Consider the following 20,236-nt stretch of genomic DNA (forward strand, 5'->3'; position numbering starts at 1 on the left):
CCGACGATTAATGCAGTATTGACATGATTCATCTGCGACAGTGATCTGCGCCCGCTGACTCTGCCGTCAGCCGGGCGATGAAGTTCACTGCACACGACAACGGAGACTCAGACATGGACGTCAAACACATCAGGGCATTTCTCGTCGTTGCCGAGGAACTCCATTTCGGTCGCGCTGCGGAGAGACTGCATATGACGCAGCCGCCCGTCAGTCGCCTCATCCGCAGCCTGGAGCGAGACATGTCAGCTCAGCTCTTCGAACGCAGCACCCGAACAGTGCGGCTGACGGCAGCCGGTCAGGCGCTCATCGAACCGGCGCGTGACATTCTCATGAGCTACCAGCTAGCCAGTGCGGCAGTCGATGCCGCAGGCAAGGGTGAAATCGGGCATCTGCGGCTCGGGTTCACCGGGATCGCCACGCACACGTTGGTGGGTCGGCTGTCGAAACTGGTGCGCAACACCCATCCGGGGATCCACTTGAGCCTGCAGAGTTCCTCATTCGCACTCCCGGCCATGGACAGTGTCGCCGACGGCACCTTCGACCTGGCCTTCGGCCATTGGCCGTTCGTGCCACAGACGGTCTCGACGCGGACTATCGCCGAGGAGTCTCTGGTCGTCGCCGTCCACAACGACCACCCGCTGGCGGATCGACCCTCGGTGTCCATTGCAGAGCTGGAGGCGGAGGACTTCATCACCTTGCCGCCCAACCCCGGCTCGACCACCATCGAACGTCTCTACACGTTGGCTCAGGCAGCCGGGTTCAGTCCCAATGTGGTTCAGGTGGCCCCGGACAGCTGGACCATCCTCTCGCTGGTCGGAGCCGAGTTCGGGTGCTCGGTCACGGTGTCGTCGGTGCCGCGAAACTTCACCTTCTCCAACGTCTCGTTCATTCCGTTGGATGATGACCAGGGGCCATTCCCTCTGCTCATGGCCTGGCGAAAATATGACGACAATCCGGCGCTGCATGAGGTTCTGCGCCTGTCGGAGGAGCTGTTCCCCACTCCTGCCGAGCCAGCATGACGGGCTCCCCCGCGCCGCCTGCAAATACTTCGACCGAACGATCGCTTAGTTCCTATCGGCACCGTAGACTCGAACTCGAGTGACATTTGCGCGCACCGATTCCATAGGCGGACGGTCGATATGAGGAGAAGCATGAGTGTTCTGTATCTGGTCCGGCACGGGCAGGCATCCTTCGGTACCGACGATTACGACCGGCTGTCCTCGCTGGGGCACGAACAGGCCCGCATCACCGGCGAGCACCTGGTGTCCCAGGACGTTGCGCCAAGACGAATCGTCCACGGTGAGATGCTGCGCCAGCGCCAGACTGCGGTTGGCGTCCTGACCGGCCTCAGCGCCGATCTCCAGGGCGAGATCGACCCCGGGTGGAATGAGTTCGATGCGGGTGAACTCGTCAATGCCCTCCCCGAGAGCGACCCTCGTGCCTCCACCGATTCCACGGTCTTCCAAGGCGTCCTGGAACAGGCATGCACCAGGTGGGCCGCCGGCGAACACGACGCCGACTACACCGAAACGTTTTCGGCGTTCACCAACCGTGTGGACCGAGCACTCGACGATGCGTGCGCGAGAATGCAGTCCGGCGAAAGCACGGTCATCGTCTCGAGTTCAGGCGCCATTGCCTGGACCGCGGCAAGGCTGCTGGGCGCAGGATTCGACCAGTGGCTCACGCTCAACCGAGTGACGATCAACTCCGGTGTCACAAAGATCATCACCGGCGACCGCGGGACCAGCCTGATCTCCTTCAACGATCACGGACACCTGTCACCGGCCCAGGTCACCTACCGCTGAGCGACGAACCGCTCGATTCTGCGCCGCTCACCCGTCGCTGTCTGCCCTCGCATGCTTCCGCGCCGTGAGTTCGGTGACCAGGGTGCGCACGAGCGCGCCGAGGCGGAACCTCTCGGGAACCACCGGCTCGATTCCATGCTCCACCAGTGGTGCCGCCGTGACATTGCCGACCACTGCAGCCAGCACGCCGGACTGGTCCGTGAACGCGGCGAGGACCTCCGGCAGTAGGCCCTGGTCGCGGGCGGCATCCAAGAACGCGGTGACCCCGGGCGCCGAGGTGAAGGCCACGGCATCGCATTGGCGCCGTGCGACGAGACCGACGGCTGCCACCACGGCTTCCCGGTCGGGGGCGGGACCCCAGCGGTAGACCACCAGCGAGCTGACCTCGGCACCTGCTGCGGCGAAGGCCTCGTCCAGTCCATCGGCGCCGGCTCCATGGTGCTGCACCGCGATCCGGAGGCCGCGCACACCCTGACCGAGCAGCACCTGCTGGATCTCGGAGTTGGTCTCGGACTCGGCAACCCAATCCGGTGTCAGCCCTGCCGCTTGGATCGCACCACGCGCCTTGGGCCCGCGTGCGATGATCCGAGCACTCGCGAGCATTGCGTGCCACTGCTCGCTGAGGCCCTCGGACTCGGCTACCTCGGCCCAGCCGTTGAAGCCGACGCCGGTGGTCACCACGACAACGTCGGGCTGCTTGTCGATGAGGGCGCGAGTGCGGGCAACGAGCTCGGGGTCGTCGATGTTCGGGATGACCGACAGCGTGGGGGCGTGCACGATGGTCGCGCCATGCCTCTCAAGGGCTGCAGCGAACTGCGGGGCCTTCCGCTGCGCGGTGAGAACCACACGGCAGCCGGACAGTTGGCTGCTCAGGTCACTTCGAGACTCATCCATGCACACATCCTGGCCTGGGCAGCTCATCAGAGCAACTCACGGATCGAGTCGAGAACTACCCATCTCGGCTCCACTTCACCCGTGCATCCGCGCGCCCTTGACCACCCGGTCGACCGCGTTCTTTGGACCCCGCAGTGCGATTCCCACCACGTTAAGGTCCTCCGCCGCCACGGCTGCGACGGCTTCACGGTTGGCCGCATCATGCCCCGTTGAGAACAGTTCCTCCGTGTACACTGCCAAGGCCATGCCTCGACTCAACGCCTTGGTCCGAGCCTTCGCGAGCACCTCGGCGTCGGCGGTCATCACGAGCACTGGCTGGCGCAGCATCGGGAGGTAGTCGTTGCCGTCGGCGTCTCGGTAGTTCTCGCCCACCAGGTTCGATTCGCTAGTGGCGATGCCGGACATGAGGAATGCGGTGACGTTGAGTTCCTGCCAGGGCAGCAGGTCCTCGCGGAGGACCACGGCGACCTTCGTGTCGAAGCGGATTTCGGACGTCGGCGCTGCCGTGGCTATGGTGTTTTCGTGCATGCCTTCACTTTGGTTCAATTCCCCAGATGGGTCTTGTACGTTTGTGACATGGCAGATGTGATCCACGCGTGGCACCCGGATGTGGCCTTGGTGCAGGAAGTGCTCCACGCACGGTTCGAACATCATGCCTACCCGTCCCACACTCATGATTCGTGGACGGTCCTGCTCGTCGATCAGGGAACAGTGACCTACGATCTGGATCGGCACGAGCACCAGACGTCGAACTCGGCGGTGACGCTGTTGCCGCCGCAGGTGCCCCATGATGGCCGCTCGGCGACTCCGGATGTCGCCTTCCGTAAACGTGTGCTCTACCTCGAGCCCGAATGGCTGCCTCTGGGCGCCGTCGATGCCGCCGCGGAGACTCCGACGCTCTTCGATCCGAATGTCATTTCGGCCGTCGACCAGATCCATGCGGCGCTGAATGACCCGGCCGATGCCCTCGCCGCCGAGTGCGGTGTCCTTGCCCTACGCGACCTCGTGCAACCGCATCTGAAGTCACCGGTCGATACTGCAACAGATCAGCCCCTCGCCCGTCGACTCCGTCATCTGCTCGATGATCGACTGGAAGAGACGATCACCATCGCCGAGGCGGCCGCCGACTTAGGTGCCCACCGCAGTCATCTGGTCCGGGTCTTCACCCAGACCTACGGGATCGCCCCGCATCAGTACGTCGTCGGCCGCCGCATCGACCGCGCCCGCAGGCTGCTCCTGGCCGGTCACTCCCCCGCCGAGGCGGCCGCTCAGTCAGGCTTCCACGACCAGTCCCATCTCACCCGGCACTTCCGCCGGACTTTGGGGACGACTCCCGGAGTGTTCGCGGCCTGAGTCTGCCCACTGGCACACGCAGCCATTAGGCGATCTGAACGTGCGCATCACCTGTCGAGTACTCAAGCGCGAGACTGCCGCCGACGGCCTCCAAGTAACCACGAATCGTTCCGACTTTGGAGTTTTCCAGATCACCGTGCTCAATTTTGGAGATCTGACGCTGTGAGACTCCGATACGATCTGCAAGCTGCTGCTGAGTCAGCCCGGCATTTTCACGTAGCTCCCGGAGTCGATAAGCGCGAACTTCGGCAAGCATCCGCTCCTTGTGCGCCTCGACGTTTTCCCGGTTCACCGGGTGTTTCGATAGGAAGTCATCAAGACTCATAGCCATATCGATCACTTTCCCTTCAGCCTAAATAGATGGTCGTCAAACAAGTCGTCGGCAATCGGAATGTTCCGGTGATACCAGCGCTTCCAATTCCCGGCCTTGTCGCCCGCAATCAATAGGATTGCCCGCCGGGCGGGATCGAATGCGAACAGAATTCTCAGTTCAGAGTGCCCAGCGGAACCAGGTCGCAACTCTTTCATGTTCTTGTGTCGGGAGGCGATCACAGTGTCTACCAAAGGCCGCCCCAGCTGAGGACCGCTGTCTCTCAGCAACTCCAGTGCGGCAACAACCTGGTCTCGCGAGTCGCCATCCAGTGAGGCGAGCCATTCTGCAATGTGCTCAATGTCGACGCTCCACATGTCCTCATCTTAGAACCTGCAGGTTCTATTTACAATGGGCAGAGACAATTGACCCACCATCAATTCCACCGATAGTCACTCGTCGGCGGCTTATGCTTTCGTAGGCTCCCGGCGATCTGGTCCGGGTCTTCACCCAGACCTACGGGATCGCCCCGCATCAGCACGTCGTCGGTCGCCGCATCGACCGTGCCCGCAGGCTACTCCTGGCCGGTCACTCCCCCGCCGAGGCGGCTGCTCAGTCAGGCTTCCACGACCAGTCCCATCTCACCCGGCACTTCCGAAAGACGCTGGGGGCGACTCCCGGAGTGTTCGCGGCCTGATATTCGACGCCGCCAGCTCAGTCCACGAATGTGCAGGTGACGACACCCAGGCCGTCAAACCTCGTAGTCAACGAATCGCCTGGTTCCACCGGGATGGGTTCACTGCAGGTGCCGGTGGTGATGAAGTCGCCGGGGACAAGTCCGATGCCGATGGCTGAGAGCTCGTTGACCAACCACGTCAGTGCGGCAACAGGATCGCCGAGGACATTTCTTCCCACGCCCTCGCTGGTGCGATGGCCTGAGGGGCCGTCGACGTCGGCAGTCATCGACACCGCTGCCAGATCTGCTGGGGCCCAGGTGGTCCTCACCGCGGAGCCCAGCACGAATCGGTGGCCGCAGGCGTTGTCGGCGATCAGTTGCAGAGCGCCGGCGGCGGTGACGTCGGTGAAGCGGGTGCTGGGCAGTTCGATGCCGAAGTGCAGAGCAGTCACCGCTTCCATCACCTCATCCGGCGTGTAGGGGTTCGTGCGCGGGTCAAGGCCGGAACCGAGTACGAACACGAACTCGGGCTCTGCCAGACACATGGTATTTCCGCTCAGGGACACTGCGTCCCCGTCGGCATGGACGCGATCAGAGAGCACACGTCCGCCCAGAGGGCCGTCGACGTTGATGTGTCGTTGCCCGGCCTCACTCGTCGCCGCGATCTTCCACCCGACAGTGGGTTGGCCTTCCAGCTCGGCATAGCGAGTCTGCACCGCATAGGCTTCTGCCCGAGTTGCAGGCACCGCTTCTGCGGGAAGCGCATCGATCACCGAATTCTGCAGAACCGTCTGGCGCAGCGTGGTGGCACAGCGCTCGATCTTCTCCGTCGAAGACATCGTGTTCACATCCGTCATGGGATTAGTGTCAGCACTGTTTTAGGCAGCCGGCCGTCGTCCATCTGCCGATGGACCTCCACGACATCCTCGAGCGGTGCCGTTGCTGGAGCGGGCACATGAAACTCCCCATTCTCGATGAGCGTAGCCACGTAGTCGAGCGCGACATGATCCGGTTCGACGATGACGTTCGTCCAGCGGACACCTGCCTGGGCAGCAGCAGCGTCGAGTCCCTGCTGCTGTCCCGAAGGCACTCCGACGACGATCCCATCCCACTTGGTCAAAGGAACTGCACGGAGGGCGAACTGCCCGCCGATGAGGTCGATGACGACGTCGACATCGCTGACCGGTCCACCGCCCAGGTTCGGGTCGTCGAATTCCTCGCTCGCATAGTCGATCACGCGGTCGATGCCGAGGACTTCCAGACGCTTGAGCTTCCCACCGGTCGCATGTCCGATGACGGTCGCTCCCAGCTTCTTCGCCATCTGCACGACGTAGGTGCCGACGGTGCCACCAGCGCCGAGGACGAGGACGGTCTGTCCGCTGCGCACATCCGCAGCCTCATGCACGATCTGGTACGCCGTCGTGGCAGGCAGAGGGATCGATGCGGCAGTCGCGGAATCCAGAGAATCAGGAATGCGCACGAGGTGGCGAGACGGTGAGGTCACATACTCTGCGTATCCCTTGGCCGGGTAGGGAAAACGAGGCATCCCAAAGACACGGTCACCGACTGCGAAGCGATTGACCCCAGCGCCCAGGGCCGAGACCTCACCGGCGATGTCCCATCCCACAGTGATGGGGAATGGGCCCATGAGCTTTGCCACGGATGCTCCGCCGCGGGTCTTGCCGTCGACGGGGTTGACTCCCACATGGCTGACCCGCACCTGCACCTCGGTGGGGATGGGATCAGGTACTGGTGCGTCCTCAATCAGAGTGAGGACTTCCGGGCCACCGAATTCGTTCTGGACTACCGCGCGCATCTCACTGCTCCCGCGCCAAAGCGATGGTCTCGCGTGCAATCTCGCCGGGATGCGATTCCGGGAGCCAGTGCGAGGCACCTTCGAGGGGGACGAAACGGTACGGGCCTTCGACATAGCCAGCAGTCAGCTCCGCAGTGGCCCGAGGGAAGGCAATATCGCGACTGCCCCACACAAAGGTCGTCGGCACGGTGACCGGGGTGCTCGACAATCGGGCACGGCCATCCGCCGCCTGATAGTACTTGAGCACGGCGTCCATGGCACCGGTCTCGCTCAGTCGCGATACGTAGGAGGCCGCCATGTCATCGGGGACGTCACCGGAATAGAGATCGATGAGTCGTTGACCCTCGTCGCGCAGCAGGGTTCGCGCAACGCCGTCCGGATGGTCCTGGATCGCGCGCATGTACGCCATGCGCTCGTATTGATCCGGATCCGCCTGCACCTGCTTGACGTGGGCGATCGGGTGCGGGGTTGAGACGACGGTGCTCGTCAGCAGACGCTCCGGATGGTTGGCCGCAAAATGCCAGGCAACCATCCCACCCCAGTCATGGCCGACAAGATGAAACCGGTCAAGACCCACAGCACGAGAGACCTCGTCGAGGTCTGAGACCAGATGCGGCATCGTGTACTCATCGACGGAGTCGGGACGCGCCCCAGGAGAATATCCTCGCTGGTCATAGGCAAACACGCTCATCCCGTGGTCAAGGAGAATCGCTGCGGTCTGCTCCCAACAGGCGGCGAATTCTGGCCACCCGTGCAGCAGCAGCGCATCGCCGAGCTGCGGGTCCGGATGAGCCGGCGTCGCACGGAACCCGGCGAAGTCCCCGTGCTCGGTGGTCACCGTCAGTGCTTGCGCGTCTGCGACCAAAGGCAGTTCTGCTAACCGAGCCGCCACCGACTCGTTGTCGAATGGGTCGCCGCTATTGAGATGAGACCTCTGTGTCGATGCCATCGTTCAGCCTCCTCGCTGAAAATACATTGCTTGCTGCACGTACCTGCTGCGGAAGCAGGCGTTACTGGGCGCCGACGACCTTATGCCTTCGGGTCTCGGCGGGAGCCATCAGCGGGGATTCCCAACGCGTTGACCCACAACTTTGTTGCAGTCTCCACGAGAAGATCATCAGTGCCCCACCCCGGCTCTTCCAATGCGTACTTGTAATAGGCCATGCGGCCGACCATCAACGACAAGGCATTGGCCGACATGACCGGATCAAGACTCGGATCAGCAAAACCCTCATCTTGGAGCTTCTTGATCCACTTGCAGTTTCGCTTGGCAAAGGCCTGTCCCCGGTCAAGGCGCAGACGCCGGAACTTCGGGTCGATCGATGCGACCTGCTCAAGCAGGAGCATCAGTTTGGCATTGCGTTTGTATGCCTCGATATAGGCACGATTGCCCGCATCGAGGGACTCGACGACAGTGCGATTCGCGTGATGCTCCTGCGGCGGACCGGGATGGAGCATATCGTCTTGAGCTTCCTGCAGAACTGCAGCAAGAGCCTCTTCTTTACTGTCGAAGTACGTGTAGAAGGTGCCCGTGGAGCACCGGGCTTCCTTCGTGATATCCGTCAGGCGCGAATCGATGAACCCATCGCGTTCAAAGACGGTGCGGGCAGCAGCCACCAGGGACGCACGAGTACGCAAGCCTCGCGGTGTGGACGGGAGATCACGCTTCAGTGTGGAGTGGACAAGCGTGGGCAGTTCCTCACCTTGTTCTTCGGTCTTCGACATGATCAGCCCATCATACAATCCGCGGCTGGAGCGACCTCGCCCACCGACAGGCCCAGCGCCTGTGCCGATGCCCCGCCGACATCGACAACTGGCACCCTCATGGTGCCAACCCGTTCTCCCGGGCGACGTCCCACCCGTGGTCGATCACGGCCTGGATATTCTCCGGGGTGAGGGTGACTCCGGCAGCGTTCTCCGGGTTGTCGAGAACCCTGCGATAGACGCCCTCGGCGATGATGGCGACCTTCCACACTCCCAGCAGATGCCAGAATCCCAGACTCTGCCCGCTGCGCCCCGAGGCACGCAGATATTCCTCGGCGATCTCCGCCCGTGTGGGAAATCCGTCCAATGTGGACGCCGCGAACATTCCGCCTGGCATCTCACCTGCTTGCGTCCAATAGGCGAGTGCGCTGCCCGTGTCGGCCAGCGGATCGCCCAGGGTCGAGAGCTCCCAGTCGAGGACGGCACGGATCTCACCTGTGCCCTCGTCGATGATGACGTTGCGGATGTGGAAGTCACCGTGGACCAGCGCGATCTCATCCGTTTCCGGCTGATTGTTTCGCAGCAGCTCGGTGAGGGCATCGAGGTCGGGTCGGTCCTGAGTTCGGCTGTCCTCCAACTGTCGACTCCACCGTTTGAGCTGCCTCGGCGCGTAGGGTTTCCGGGAGGCCAGGTCACCCAGTCCCACAGCATCGATGTCGACTGCGTGGATCTTCGCAAGCGTCCGCGCGAGCTCGAGGCCGAGGCTGCGGCGCACATCTGGGGAGAGCGAATGGGCGCTCTCCTCATCATCGACGACCGTGCCCTCGACATGTGCCATGAGGAAGACGGGAACATCGGCGACGGCCGGTTCCGTGCACACACCGATGGTGGCCGGAACCGGGACTCCCGTTCCCTGCAGAGCCGCCATGATCCTGTACTCGCGTGCCACGTCATGCGCCGAGGCGAGAAGCTTGCCCAGCGGGGGCCGCCGGGCAATCCAGGACTGCCCGGCTTCGTCGTCGATGCGGTAGGTGAGATTCGACTGCCCCTGACCGACCCGAGTCCCGCTCAGGGCTCCGACAACTGGCTCCCCTGCCTCTCGCATCCAGACGGCAAGCGCCTGCAGGTCGAGTTCGACACTCATCCGGATTCCCGAGCGGTCTTCCGTCGGCGCAGTTCCCGCCTGGCGATCGAGCGCTTGTGGACCTCGTCGGGTCCGTCTGCCAGGCGCAGCGTGCGCTGGTGGGCGTAGAAGCTCGCCAGCGGGAAGTCATCGGTGACTCCGCCGCCGCCGTGGACCTGGATGGCCCGGTCGATGATCGTCAGCGCCATCTGGGGAGCCTTGACCTTGATGGCAGCGATCTCGGTCGCTGCTTTCCGGTTGCCCACGGTGTCCATCATCCATGCCGCTTTGAGCACGAGGAGGCGGGTGGCTTCGATCTCGATGCGCGCCTCGGCGATCCAATCCTGGATGTTCGAACGCTCCGACAGAGGCACCCCGAAGGTGACTCGCTGCTGCGCACGATCGATGAGCAGATCGAGGGCCCGTTCGGCCATGCCGATCGAGCGCATGCAGTGGTGGATGCGGCCCGGGCCCAAGCGTGCCTGGCTGATGGCGAATCCTTCGCCCTCCCCGGAGAGCAGCGCGGTCTTCGGCACCCGAACGTCCTCGAAGAGGATCTCGGCGTGGCCTTCGCGGTCCATGTATCCGAACACGGGCAGTCCGCGGACAATGGTGATTCCGGGAGTGTCCTTGGGCACGACCAGCATCGACTGCTGACGGTGGGTTTCAGCACTCGGATCGGTCTTGCCCATCACGATGAAGACCTTGCAGTTGGCGTGCAGCGCATTCGACGCGAACCACTTCCGCCCGTTGAGCACGTAGTCATCCCCGTCGGCAACGATGCTCATTTCGATGTTCGTCGCGTCGGAGCTGGCGACCGCTGGTTCTGTCATGCAGAAGGCTGAGGCGATCTCACCGGCCAAGAGCGGCTTGAGCCACTTCTCTTTGTGCTCCTCGGTGCCGAAGAGGGTGAGCACCTCCATGTTTCCCGTGTCCGGGGCATTGCAGTTGATGGCCTCGGGCGCGATCTCCGCGCTGCGGCCCGTGATCTCTGCAAGGTGGGCGTACTGCAGGTTCGTCAGTCCCGCACCCCACCCTTCGTAGGGCAGGAACAGGTTCCACAGTCCCTGAGATTTCGCCTCCCGCTTGAGGTCCTCGAGGATCGGCGGGTGGAAGTTCGGCTCCCCGGACTCCGCCCGCTGCTGGTGGTAGACGGACTCTGCCGGGTAGACGAATTCGTCCATGAAGGCGTTGAGTTTGGTTTGGTATTCGACAGTCTTCTCGTCGGGTGCGAAATCCATGATGTCTGCTTTCTCTGCGGTTCTCTTCGGTACTGCGAAATTCTTGAATAGGGGGAAATGCTGAGCCTCATCGGGCGATTGCCGCGCTGGGGCGGATGCTCACCTCGTCGGCGGGGCTGTTTCTAAGCTTCGCCGCTGACTTCGAGGAGGACTTTGCCGCGAACTGAGCGGGAGTCGATGATCTCGAGTGCTTCACCGGCCTGTGCCAATGGCAGGACGGTGTGGATCGCGGGATCGAGGGCTCCGGCAGACAGGTGGGGCCACAGGGACTTCCACTGCTCGGCCACCATTTCGGGTCGGCCTGCTACTGCGGCACCCCAGCCCACGCCTGCCACAGAAACGTTGTTGAGCAGCAGTCGATTGACCTTGACTTCCGGAATCTGGCCCGCGGTGAAACCGAGGACCAGGAGCGTGCCGAACGTCGACAGGCACCGCAGAGAATCCGTGAAGCGATCTCCACCGACGGGATCTGCGACCAGGTCGACTCCGCGCGGGAAGATCTCTTTCACGGCGTCTTTGAAACCATCGGCGAAGACCACATGCTGAGCGCCGAGGTTGGCCACCGTGTCCGCCTTCTCCTGAGTGGAGACGACGGCGATGACTTCCGCACCGTAGGCGAGCGCGACCTGCACCAGGGCACTGCCGAGGCCGCCGGCAGCACCGTGGATGAGGACGCTCTGTCCTGCTTGAAGTTTCCCACGCACACGCAGAGCGAAGTCCGCCGTCAGCAGGTTCATCGGCATCCCGGCCCCGGAGCGCAGAGTCACCGACTCCGGCAGCGGAAGAACGCTGCCAGCAGGGACCGCCATGACTTCGGCATAGGCTCCGGTGCCGGCAACACCGACGACACGGTCACCGACAGCGAAGCCGGCGACTCCCTCACCCAGTTCGCGCACTGTTCCGGCGACCTCAGAGCCCATCGTGTAGGGCAGCGGTGGCTGCATCTGATATTGCCCGCGCGACTGCAGCAGTTCGGGGAACGTCACGCCTGCATAGGCGACGTCGATGAGCACGGTGCCCGGTTCGGCGGTGGGGGTGTCGACGTCTGCAAGTCCGAGCGAACTCGGCCCGTCGGTTGCGCTCAGCTGTACTGCCTTCATGATGTCTGCTCTTCCTTGTTCACTTCGTTCTAGATGCCTGTTGATGCGACGACGCCGCCATCGACGACGATGGTGTCGCCGACGACATAGTCACCGGCCCGCGAGGCGAGGTAGGCTGCGGCGCCGGCCATGTCCTCGGGGGTGCCGATCCGGCCTGCCGGGATGCGCTGCTGGACTTCATCACCGTGATCACGGGCATCCTTGTTCATCCGTGAGGGGAATGCTCCGGGTGCGATTGCGCTGACGATCACGCCGTCGGGTGCGAGCCTGGCCGCCAGGCGCTTGGTCAGGTGGATGACTCCGGCCTTGCTCGCGTGGTAGCTGTACGTCTCGTTCGGATTCGTCCTGATGCCGTCGATGGAGGCGACATTGATGACCTTGGCCAGGTGGTCTCCCCCGGCAGCGGCTGCGCGCAGGTCGGGTGAGAGTTTCTGGGTGAGGAAGAACAATGCCTTGAGGTTGAGGTCCATGACCTTGTCCCAGCCGTGTTCCGGGAACTCGTCGAAGGGTGCTCCCCACGCGGCTCCAGCGTTGTTGACGAGGATATCCAGGCTCGATTCGTGTTCGCGGAGGCGGGAGACGACAGATTCGAGTCCCTCCGGCGTTGAGATGTCACCCGGAATGGAGGTGCAGGTTCCCTGCTGAGACATCTCGGCTGCTGCCGCATCGCATTCCTCGGCCTTGCGGGCCGTGATGTAGACGCGCACGCCCAGCTGGACGAACCCTTCTGCGATCATTCGGCCGATGCCGCGCGAACCCCCGGTGATGAGGGCGCAGCGTCCTTCCAGATCGAACAGTGTTGACATGTTCATGCGGCTTCCTTCGTTTGATTCGTCGAGTCGTCTGCGACTCAGTGTCTGTCCCTCGACCATAGTTGAACCCGATGTCAACTTCAATAGTGCGGGGTGGGCATCCGCAGGTCAGACCTCGGCGCCGTGTTCGGTGAAGAATCCGATGGATTCTGCGACGCAGACGGGCTTCTCGATTCCCTCGGCCTCGAAGACCTGGGTCGTCGTGATCTGCGCGGATCCGGTCTTACGTCGTTCCACCTCGGTGACGGTGGCGCGCATGCGAACTCGCGATCCCACCGGCCGGGGATTCGGGAATCGCACCTTCCCGTACCCGTAGTTAAGGCTGTGAGCGAAGCCGTCGAAAGCCATCAGCTCTTCCATGAATGCCGGTCCGAGCGAGAGCGTGAACAGGCCGTGCCCGATCGTTCCGGCGAAGGGGCCTGCCGCCGCCCGCTCCTCGTCGACATGGATCCACTGATGATCGTTCGTCAGGTCGGCAAAGGAGTTGATGTCGTCCTGGACCAGCACGTGCCAGCCGGTCGGGCCGAGCTCCTGGCCGACGAGTCCTTCGAGATCGGAGATCGAGGTGGGACGAATGGGAGTGGTCATTGTCTGCCTTTCGGTGGGGCGCAGCGCGGTACAGGCGAGCGCAAAGCGGAGAAATGAGAAGCCGAACTTGAAATTGACTTCATATTCGATAACGTAAGACTAACCGTGTGAGCCGCATCACTTCAAGTGGCATCGGCGCCGACCACACGGCCGAGCTACGTATGCGAAGGAGCAGCACCATGGCAGAAGTGCAGACCGTCACCGGCACCATCGACAGCAGCCGCCTCGGCAAGACCCTTGTCCACGAACACGTCTTCGTCCTCAGCGAAGAGATGCGCCAGAACTACGACTCCACCTGGGACGAAGAAGAGAAGATCGCGGACGCCGTGACCAAGCTCAACGACCTCAAGGATGCGGGAATCGACACGATCTTCGATCCCACGGTCGTCGGGCTCGGTCGCTTCATTCCGCGCGTCCAGAAAGTCGCCGAGCAGACAGACCTCACCATCGTCGTGGCCACCGGCCTCTACACCTACACCGATCTGCCGCACCGTTTCGACGTCCGCGGGCCCGGCCTCCTCATCGATGAGCCCGAGCCCCTAGTCGGCCTGTTCGTCAGCGACATAGAGGACGGAATCGCGGGCACCGGAGTCAAGGCGGCGTTCCTCAAATGCGCCATCGAGGCACCGGGGCTGACCACTGGGGTGGAGCGGGCCATGCGCGCGGTCGGACAGGCGAGCGCCCAGACGGGTGCCCCGATCACCGTGCACACCAATCCGCACACGGAATCCGGGCTCGTCGCACAGCAGGTGCTCAAGGAAGAAGGTGCGGATCTGAGCAAGGTGGTCATGGGCCATTCAGGTGATTCGACGGACCTCGACTACCTGATGAAACTGGCAGACAATGGGTCATTTTTGGGCATGGACCGATTCGGCCTCGACGTGTACCTGCCGACGGACAAACGCATCGACACGATCGTCGAACTCGTCCGTCGTGGCTACGCCGAGAAGATCACTCTGGCCCACGACGCCTCGTGCTACATCGACTACCTCTCACAGGAGGAGAAGACGCAGATCCAGCCCAACTGGCACTTCCGGCACATCTCAGATGACGTCATTCCGACCCTGCTGGAGCGAGGTGTCACCGAGGACGACATCGACACCATGCTGGTGAAGAATCCGCGCCGCTACTTCGAGTGACAGCTACTTCGAGTGACCTCTACTTCGAGTCACCTCGATACACACAGAACCAAGGACACGCAGCGCCCTTCAGCAGTCTTCAACGAACAAAGGACACCGCATGCCCTCTTCCACCACCAGCCTCAGTCGCAGCGATTCGAAGGTCCGAGACAAAAAGCACGGACGCCTGCGGGCGGCCGGACTCGTCGGCTCATCGATCGAGTGGTACGACTTCTTCCTCTACGGCACCGCCGCCGCACTCGTCTTCCCCCATGTGTTCTTTCCCGACGCAGAAGGCATCAACGGTGTACTCCTGTCGTTCTCAACCTTTGCCACAGGCTTCATCGCCCGTCCGATCGGTGGACTGCTCGCCGGTAACTACGGCGACAAGCTCGGCCGCAAACCCATGGTCGTCATCTCTCTGCTGGGAATGGCGATCTTCACGTTCGCCATCGGTTGCCTACCCTCGACCGGCAGCATCGGCCTCATCGCACCGATCCTGCTCGTGACATGCCGCTTCCTCCAGGGCATCGCCTGTGGGGCACAGTGGGGTGGCCTTGCCCTCCTGCTCAGCGAGTCGGCCGGACCCAAGCACCGGGCATTTTCGGGCTCCTTCATGCAGGTGGGCGTCCCCTGCGGAGCCTTGCTGGGTAACCTCGTCTTCGTCATCGTCTCCACTTCCATCAGCCACGAAGCCTTCGTCTCGTGGGGATGGCGGGTCCCGTTCTGGGCCACAGCACTCCTCGTACCGGTCGTCATGTACATCCAGCTCAAGATCGAGGACTCCCCGGAGTTCGAAGCGCTCAAGCACGAAGTCTCGTCGAACAAACCTGCCGTCGTGCGTGCACCGCTGTGGCAGGCCGTGAAGTCGAACTGGAAGACGATCCTGCTCGCCTCCGGCACGCTGTCGGCCACGAACTGCGTCTTCTACATTACGATCGCCGGTGCCCTGTCCTATGGCACGACGTACCTCGCCATGGATTACAACAGCATGCTCATTGCAGCCATGCTCTCCACCGTCGTCGCGATCCCGGTTACTCTGCTCGGGGGCAAGTTGGCCGACAGGATCGGGCGTCGACCGGTCATCATCATCGGCGGAGTCGGGATTCTCATCTGGGCATTCCCCTACTTCGCCCTCATCAACGCAGCGAACATGGCCATGTTCACGATCGCAGTCAGCGTTGCCGCAGTGTTCCAGTCGCTCGTCTACGCCCCGGTCGCCTCGTATTTCGGTGAGCTGTTCGCACCACAGATCCGGTTCTCCTCGGTGTCCTTGGCCTATCAGCTCAATGCGATCATCGTGTCGGGCTCGACACCCATCGTGATGACCTGGCTGATCGCGAAGATGGACGGCTCAACCCTGGGCATCACTCTCTTCGTTTGTGCCATGGCGGTTCTCACGGTCGGGTGTGCCGTCGCGCTGAAGGAGACCAACCCGAAGTCGGTCAGGCAGTCCCCAACTGCTGTTCCCGGCGAGCATCTGCATGCCAACAGCGTTGCAGGCTCCGCGGACTGAGAGTCAAAGCCGTCTGAAGATTCACAACCACTCGAGGATCCAAGCACACGTTGAGCGGCAGGGACTTTCCCTGCCGCTCAATCGTTTCGTCAGCGGCCTGAAGTCGAGGTGCCCTGCAGCTTCGCCTGGTAGCGGCGCATGCCGCGGATCCAGCGATCGTAGTCCGATCCCTTCATGCGGTACATGTCGAGGACTTCGGGGTGGGGCAGGATGAGGAAAGTCTCGGCTTCGATGGCAGCCATCACGGTCGTGGCGACGTCTGCCGGCTCGAGGACATTGCCCGCCTCGGCGACTGCACGCTGACCGGTCAGGGCTGTGCCGGTGATCGCGTCGGGATCCTCGCCCCACAGGATCTTCGTGTTCACGCCCATGGGTGCCAGCACGGACACGCGCAACCCCTCATCGCCATAGGTCACGGACAGCCATTCCGCGAAGGAGAGAGCGGCGTGCTTGGTCACCGAGTATCCTGCCGATCCGATCTGGGTGAGCAGTCCCGCCGCCGAGGCGGTGGCGACGAAATATCCTTCCCCACGAGCCGTCCACGTCGGTACAAGGCGTTCGGCTGCGCGGATGTGGGCACGCAGGTTGACGTCGATGATCCGGTCCCAGTCTTCGTCGCCGCCGAGCCCGGTGACTCCGGTGATCCCGGCATTGGCGAAGTAGAGATCGACCTGGCCCAGTTCACGCTCGGCCGTGTCCACCAGCTCGGCCACCCCGACTGCCGAGGAGACATCCCCCGTCCAGTGCGGCTGCCCTAGCTGCGCTGCGGTCTCAGCAACCTCCTCGGCGAGGTCGGCGAGGAGCACTCGCGCCCCGCGCTCATGGAGTGCCGCTGCGATCGCGGCACCGATCCCTCCGGCCGCGCCGGTGACTACTGCGTTCCGTCCTTTGAGTTCCATCGTCTCCCTCTCCGCAAAATAGCCTCACCTCATTGTGTGCGAGGCCACATCCATCTATAGTTGAACCTGCACTCAGTTTCAAGTAACTAGATCGACGATGATCGGCATCGGGCCCAGCGCGGGCTCGGACCTGCACCGTCGTGAACCGAAGGAGTTTCATGGCCGCGACCCTGCGCACGTCAATCGTCGATCTGCTTGTCCCCTGGGCAGAAACCATCCCCGATTCCATCGCTGTGCGCACTCCCCCTGGTCCCGACCGGGTCTCGCTGACCCAGCTGCGCTTCCTCGGAGAGATCGGGGCAGCCCGCGATCGCTACCGCGCAGCGGGCCTGAACCCGGGTGAGCGGACGGTGCTCATCGCGCCGTCCTGCCCGGAGTTCCTCATCGAGTTCCTCGGCGCCCATGCTGCCGGACTGGCGGTCGTGGCCGTCAACCCGCTGTCGACGGCCCGAGAGCTCATGTACATCCTCGAGGACTCAGAAGCCCGTCGCCTCGTGGCCCATCCGGCCATGGCGGAGGCGGGACGACTCGCTGCAAGCGAGAAAGACATCGGCTTCGACACCCTGCCGTTGGTCGGCAATGAGGGCCCGATTCTTCAGCTGGGAGATGGCGGTGCCGCTGACTTCGATCGTGTCGAGTTCGAGTGGGATGATCTTGCCGCTCTGCTCTACACGTCCGGCACCACCGGCAAGCCGAAGGGCGCCATGCTGTCGTTGGGCAATTTCATCGCGACGACGGACATCGTCAAAGAGATGACTCAGACTTCCCCGGATGACCGGTCCGCGACCGGTCTGCCGCTGTTCCATGTCTTCGGACTTGCCGACATGGCACTGCCCGCGCTGAGCGCGGGCGCACCTCTCACCCTCTTTCCCCGGTGGGACCCGCAGGCCTTCGTCGACGCCCTCACCGAGGACGAGATCTCCATCATCTCGGGCGTACCCACCATGTGGATGTCGGTGCTGACGAATGCCGATGGGGCTGCCACGCCGAACCTGCGCCTCGTGAGCTCCGGCGGTGCGGCGATCGCCGGAGAGGTCATCCGCAAGGTCGAAGCGCGTTTCTCTGCCCCCGTGGCAGAAGGGTACGGGCTGACGGAGACGGCCGGGCTGGGAACGTTCAATCCGCTGTTCGGGACGAGGAAGGTCGGAAGCGTCGGCCCGTCCACACCAGGCTTTCAGGTCAAGGTCATCGACCCTGATGGTGCATCGCTGCCTGCCGGTGAGGTCGGTGAAGTGGTCTTGCGCGGTCCGGCAGTCATGCTCGGGTATTGGAAGAAACCCGAGGCCACCGCCGAGGTGCTCGATGATGACGGCTGGTTCCGCACGGGAGATCTGGGCAAGTTGGATGACGACGGGTACCTCTTCATCGTCGACCGAATCAAGGACCTCATCATCCACGGCGGGTACAACGTGTACCCACGCGAAGTCGAAGAGGTGCTCTACGAGATTCCAGGAGTCGCTCAGGCCAGCGTGGTCGGAACCCCGGATGAGAAGTATGGACAGCAGGTGACCGCAGTCATCGCCCTGTCCCCCGGCGCCCACCTCGACGCGGCAGAGGTAGATAGATTCGCCAGGGAGAACCTCGCTGCCTACAAGATTCCGCGGATCATCGAATTCGTCGAGGAGCTACCCAAGGGACCCAGCGGCAAGATCCTCAAGCGCGAGATCGTGCGGATGTACACGCAGACTTCATGACGATGCGGGTGCCGAGGCAGCAATGCCGGAAGGCAAGCTGACATCCACCGACCATATTCGTGCTTTCACGTCGTTGCAGGTGCATTGATGGACGTGATTATCTGCTTGAACCACTCTCGCGCCGAATCTATATCTGCCAGCACCGGTGAGTCACCATCGATCTCTGTCTCTTCACGGGAAAGTTGGTATGCGGGCTCCCCGCCGTCCATCGGGCGTACCGGCAGCGGAGGCCACTCCTGCGCGCGTCGGAAGTCGAATGTGCGCACACAGAACTCTCGCACGGAGTCCAGATCAGGATCAGCAGCCCACAGCAGCTGCAGATCCACCAGGTCATGGGCACGGGAGTAGTCGGGGTCCGTCAAGGCGTGGATCTTCTGCGCGATCTGGTACTCCAGCTCGATCAGCTCCACCGGCTGTAGCGCACCGAAGCCAAATCGATTAGTCAGCTCAATGAGCTCGCTATCGATCTGGCGACGGGCATGAGCATGCGGCTCGATCTCAGGATCGGATACCTCCACATCGAGACCGCCCCATTCCCTGCCGAGAAATGACAATGTGACCCGGTAGGGGTGCATCACGTACTGAGGCTGAGCAAGCCCGGGGTCGTGCAGCGGCCGAGACTTCAAGTCCGCAGTAAACGCCACGCGATCCGGCGCGTCAGGATCTTTTTTGCGTGCGCCCTTGGTCGCTGGCACCGTGCCCCAGCCCGGTGCCAGACCTGCCCGGAACGCCTCTTCAAACTCTTTACCCCGCCGTAGCGTGGAGACGTCAAGGTCGGCTGTGGCTCGTGTCCCGCTCTCCCCCATGCGCAGCTTTACGCCCATGCCACCCTTGATGGCGACGGCGCCAGGCAGCATTTGGGACACGATGAGCGTGCAGAGCATTCTACGCACGCGATTCGCAGGCACCCCAAGGTCTCGAGCAGCCTCTTCCACCCGGGTGTTCAACTGCGCCAAGTTCAGAGGCGGTGTCGCGGTGTTCATGCAGCGTCCTGTTGACCTGTCAGATTCGCGACGTCGTGGTTGTCGATCATCTCGCGCCGACGTGCCTGTTCGACCAGCGTTTTCCACCGCTCCGGTGGCATCCTGTCACGCACGTCGAGGAGAGCGCGACGAACAGTGGTCGCGGGGATGCCTTCGTAACGTGTCAGGTCCTCGTCAGAGACATCCGTCCGCGTCTCGAGGTCAACCCACTCAGGAAGAGCCCTGCGCACTCGGCGACGGGTCGCCACCCGGATGCGGAGCGGATTGAACTGCCCCAGGCCCAGCAGATCGAGCACAGTCTCCCGCTCAAGGAATGCTCCGTCACCAGCCAGCGCCACCGCCGCCGCCGGCTCGGTCAGATCCGTCGTGGGCACACTACGGTGGATGTACACGCCCTTGCCATAAGCCTGCAGTGCGCCGCGGTGGGCAAGCTTGCGCACCTCGACAGCGGGCACCCCCGCGTCCTCAGCCTCGGTGATCGTGACAACACCGTGCTGTTCTGCAGCGATCTCCCACAGATCGTGTCGATAGCCCATGACTCCGCCTCTCTCCTTATGTCAAAAGCGTACCAGTTTCGGTACGTTTTTGACAGTTTCGGGAGGCT

The 20,236-nt window shown here is 62.9% G+C and carries 23 protein-coding genes; 7 read left to right on the forward strand and 16 right to left on the reverse strand.

Translation table 11 applies throughout. The annotated features are described in order from the left end of the window. Window positions 1-113: 113 nt before the first annotated feature. A complete protein-coding gene (locus tag MPN20_RS05060; RefSeq protein ID WP_242780159.1) occupies window positions 114-1,019 on the forward strand; it encodes a LysR substrate-binding domain-containing protein in 906 nt (301 codons plus the stop codon). A gap of 132 nt (window positions 1,020-1,151) precedes the next feature. After that, entirely contained in the window at window positions 1,152-1,805 is a 654-nt protein-coding gene (locus MPN20_RS05065; protein WP_242780161.1) for a histidine phosphatase family protein, read from the forward strand. Window positions 1,806-1,832: 27 nt separating this feature from the next. Here the strand turns inward: MPN20_RS05065 and MPN20_RS05070 are convergent, their stop codons facing one another. Then, entirely contained in the window at window positions 1,833-2,699 is an 867-nt protein-coding gene (locus tag MPN20_RS05070; protein WP_242780163.1) for a uroporphyrinogen-III synthase, read from the reverse strand. Window positions 2,700-2,774: 75 nt separating this feature from the next. Next, the gene (locus tag MPN20_RS05075; RefSeq protein WP_242780165.1) at window positions 2,775-3,227 is read right to left on the reverse strand and encodes a DUF2000 family protein; all 453 of its coding nucleotides are present in this window, start codon (window positions 3,225-3,227) and stop codon (window positions 2,775-2,777) included. Between the two features lie 48 nt (window positions 3,228-3,275). Between MPN20_RS05075 and MPN20_RS05080 the strand changes: the two genes are divergently transcribed. Then, entirely contained in the window at window positions 3,276-4,052 is a 777-nt protein-coding gene (locus MPN20_RS05080) for an AraC family transcriptional regulator (protein ID WP_242780167.1), read from the forward strand. Window positions 4,053-4,077: 25 nt separating this feature from the next. Here MPN20_RS05080 and MPN20_RS05085 read toward each other — a convergent pair whose 3' ends face one another. Both MPN20_RS05085 and MPN20_RS05090 read right to left on the reverse strand, forming a co-directional pair. Beyond that, window positions 4,078-4,377 (reverse strand): helix-turn-helix transcriptional regulator, encoded by a 300-nt coding sequence (locus MPN20_RS05085; RefSeq protein ID WP_242780169.1) that lies wholly within the window; start codon window positions 4,375-4,377, stop codon window positions 4,078-4,080. Between the two features lie 11 nt (window positions 4,378-4,388). After that, complete coding sequence (locus MPN20_RS05090) at window positions 4,389-4,739, reverse strand: type II toxin-antitoxin system RelE/ParE family toxin (protein ID WP_242780171.1); 351 nt, start codon at window positions 4,737-4,739, stop codon at window positions 4,389-4,391. A gap of 116 nt (window positions 4,740-4,855) precedes the next feature. On the opposite strand from MPN20_RS05090, the gene MPN20_RS05095 reads away from it, so the two are divergent. Further along, window positions 4,856-5,059, forward strand: coding sequence for a helix-turn-helix domain-containing protein (locus MPN20_RS05095; RefSeq protein WP_278189677.1), 204 nt, complete (start codon window positions 4,856-4,858; stop codon window positions 5,057-5,059). 17 nt (window positions 5,060-5,076) lie between these two features. On the opposite strand, the gene MPN20_RS05100 is transcribed toward MPN20_RS05095, so the two are convergent. The 9 genes from MPN20_RS05100 to MPN20_RS05140 all read right to left on the reverse strand — a co-directional run bounded on the left by MPN20_RS05100 (window position 5,077) and on the right by MPN20_RS05140 (window position 13,422). Then, entirely contained in the window at window positions 5,077-5,895 is an 819-nt protein-coding gene (locus tag MPN20_RS05100) for a fumarylacetoacetate hydrolase family protein (protein ID WP_242780173.1), read from the reverse strand. Continuing rightward, the gene (locus MPN20_RS05105; protein WP_242780175.1) at window positions 5,892-6,854 is read right to left on the reverse strand and encodes an NADP-dependent oxidoreductase; all 963 of its coding nucleotides are present in this window, start codon (window positions 6,852-6,854) and stop codon (window positions 5,892-5,894) included. Before MPN20_RS05105 ends, MPN20_RS05100 begins: the two co-directional genes overlap by 4 nt. 1 nt (window position 6,855) lies before the next feature. Beyond that, on the reverse strand, window positions 6,856-7,803 hold the full coding sequence (locus MPN20_RS05110) for an alpha/beta hydrolase (RefSeq protein ID WP_242780177.1): 948 nt from the start codon (window positions 7,801-7,803) through the stop codon (window positions 6,856-6,858). Between the two features lie 80 nt (window positions 7,804-7,883). Next, the gene (locus tag MPN20_RS05115; protein WP_242780179.1) at window positions 7,884-8,579 is read right to left on the reverse strand and encodes a TetR/AcrR family transcriptional regulator; all 696 of its coding nucleotides are present in this window, start codon (window positions 8,577-8,579) and stop codon (window positions 7,884-7,886) included. A gap of 97 nt (window positions 8,580-8,676) precedes the next feature. Continuing rightward, window positions 8,677-9,702, reverse strand: a complete 1,026-nt coding sequence (locus tag MPN20_RS05120) for a phosphotransferase family protein (RefSeq protein WP_242780181.1) — start codon at window positions 9,700-9,702, stop codon at window positions 8,677-8,679. After that, window positions 9,699-10,922, reverse strand: coding sequence for an acyl-CoA dehydrogenase family protein (locus tag MPN20_RS05125; RefSeq protein WP_242780183.1), 1,224 nt, complete (start codon window positions 10,920-10,922; stop codon window positions 9,699-9,701). The genes MPN20_RS05120 and MPN20_RS05125 overlap by 4 nt, the downstream gene beginning before the upstream one ends. A gap of 122 nt (window positions 10,923-11,044) precedes the next feature. Further along, the gene (locus MPN20_RS05130; RefSeq protein ID WP_242780185.1) at window positions 11,045-12,022 is read right to left on the reverse strand and encodes an NADPH:quinone oxidoreductase family protein; all 978 of its coding nucleotides are present in this window, start codon (window positions 12,020-12,022) and stop codon (window positions 11,045-11,047) included. Between the two features lie 29 nt (window positions 12,023-12,051). After that, the gene (locus MPN20_RS05135) at window positions 12,052-12,834 is read right to left on the reverse strand and encodes an SDR family oxidoreductase (RefSeq protein WP_242780187.1); all 783 of its coding nucleotides are present in this window, start codon (window positions 12,832-12,834) and stop codon (window positions 12,052-12,054) included. Between the two features lie 108 nt (window positions 12,835-12,942). Then, window positions 12,943-13,422 carry a MaoC family dehydratase gene (locus MPN20_RS05140; RefSeq protein WP_242780189.1) on the reverse strand — a complete coding sequence of 160 codons (480 nt, stop codon included), beginning with the start codon at window positions 13,420-13,422 and terminating at the stop codon, window positions 12,943-12,945. A gap of 179 nt (window positions 13,423-13,601) precedes the next feature. On the opposite strand from MPN20_RS05140, the gene MPN20_RS05145 reads away from it, so the two are divergent. After that, entirely contained in the window at window positions 13,602-14,561 is a 960-nt protein-coding gene (locus MPN20_RS05145; protein ID WP_242780191.1) for a phosphotriesterase-related protein, read from the forward strand. A 100-nt stretch (window positions 14,562-14,661) separates the two neighbouring features. Further along, window positions 14,662-16,056 carry an MFS transporter gene (locus tag MPN20_RS05150; RefSeq protein WP_242780193.1) on the forward strand — a complete coding sequence of 465 codons (1,395 nt, stop codon included), beginning with the start codon at window positions 14,662-14,664 and terminating at the stop codon, window positions 16,054-16,056. A gap of 89 nt (window positions 16,057-16,145) precedes the next feature. On the opposite strand, the gene MPN20_RS05155 is transcribed toward MPN20_RS05150, so the two are convergent. Next, entirely contained in the window at window positions 16,146-16,955 is an 810-nt protein-coding gene (locus MPN20_RS05155; protein ID WP_242780195.1) for an SDR family oxidoreductase, read from the reverse strand. Window positions 16,956-17,113: 158 nt separating this feature from the next. On the opposite strand from MPN20_RS05155, the gene MPN20_RS05160 reads away from it, so the two are divergent. Then, window positions 17,114-18,649 carry an AMP-binding protein gene (locus MPN20_RS05160; protein ID WP_242780197.1) on the forward strand — a complete coding sequence of 512 codons (1,536 nt, stop codon included), beginning with the start codon at window positions 17,114-17,116 and terminating at the stop codon, window positions 18,647-18,649. A gap of 65 nt (window positions 18,650-18,714) precedes the next feature. Here MPN20_RS05160 and MPN20_RS05165 read toward each other — a convergent pair whose 3' ends face one another. Further along, window positions 18,715-19,632 (reverse strand): nucleotidyl transferase AbiEii/AbiGii toxin family protein, encoded by a 918-nt coding sequence (locus tag MPN20_RS05165; protein WP_242780199.1) that lies wholly within the window; start codon window positions 19,630-19,632, stop codon window positions 18,715-18,717. Then, on the reverse strand, window positions 19,629-20,168 hold the full coding sequence (locus MPN20_RS05170) for a type IV toxin-antitoxin system AbiEi family antitoxin domain-containing protein (RefSeq protein WP_242780201.1): 540 nt from the start codon (window positions 20,166-20,168) through the stop codon (window positions 19,629-19,631). The genes MPN20_RS05165 and MPN20_RS05170 overlap by 4 nt, the downstream gene beginning before the upstream one ends. Between the last annotated feature and the right edge of the window lie 68 nt (window positions 20,169-20,236).

Source organism: Brevibacterium sp. ZH18 (genome assembly GCF_022748595.1).
GTDB lineage: Bacteria > Actinomycetota > Actinomycetes > Actinomycetales > Brevibacteriaceae > Brevibacterium.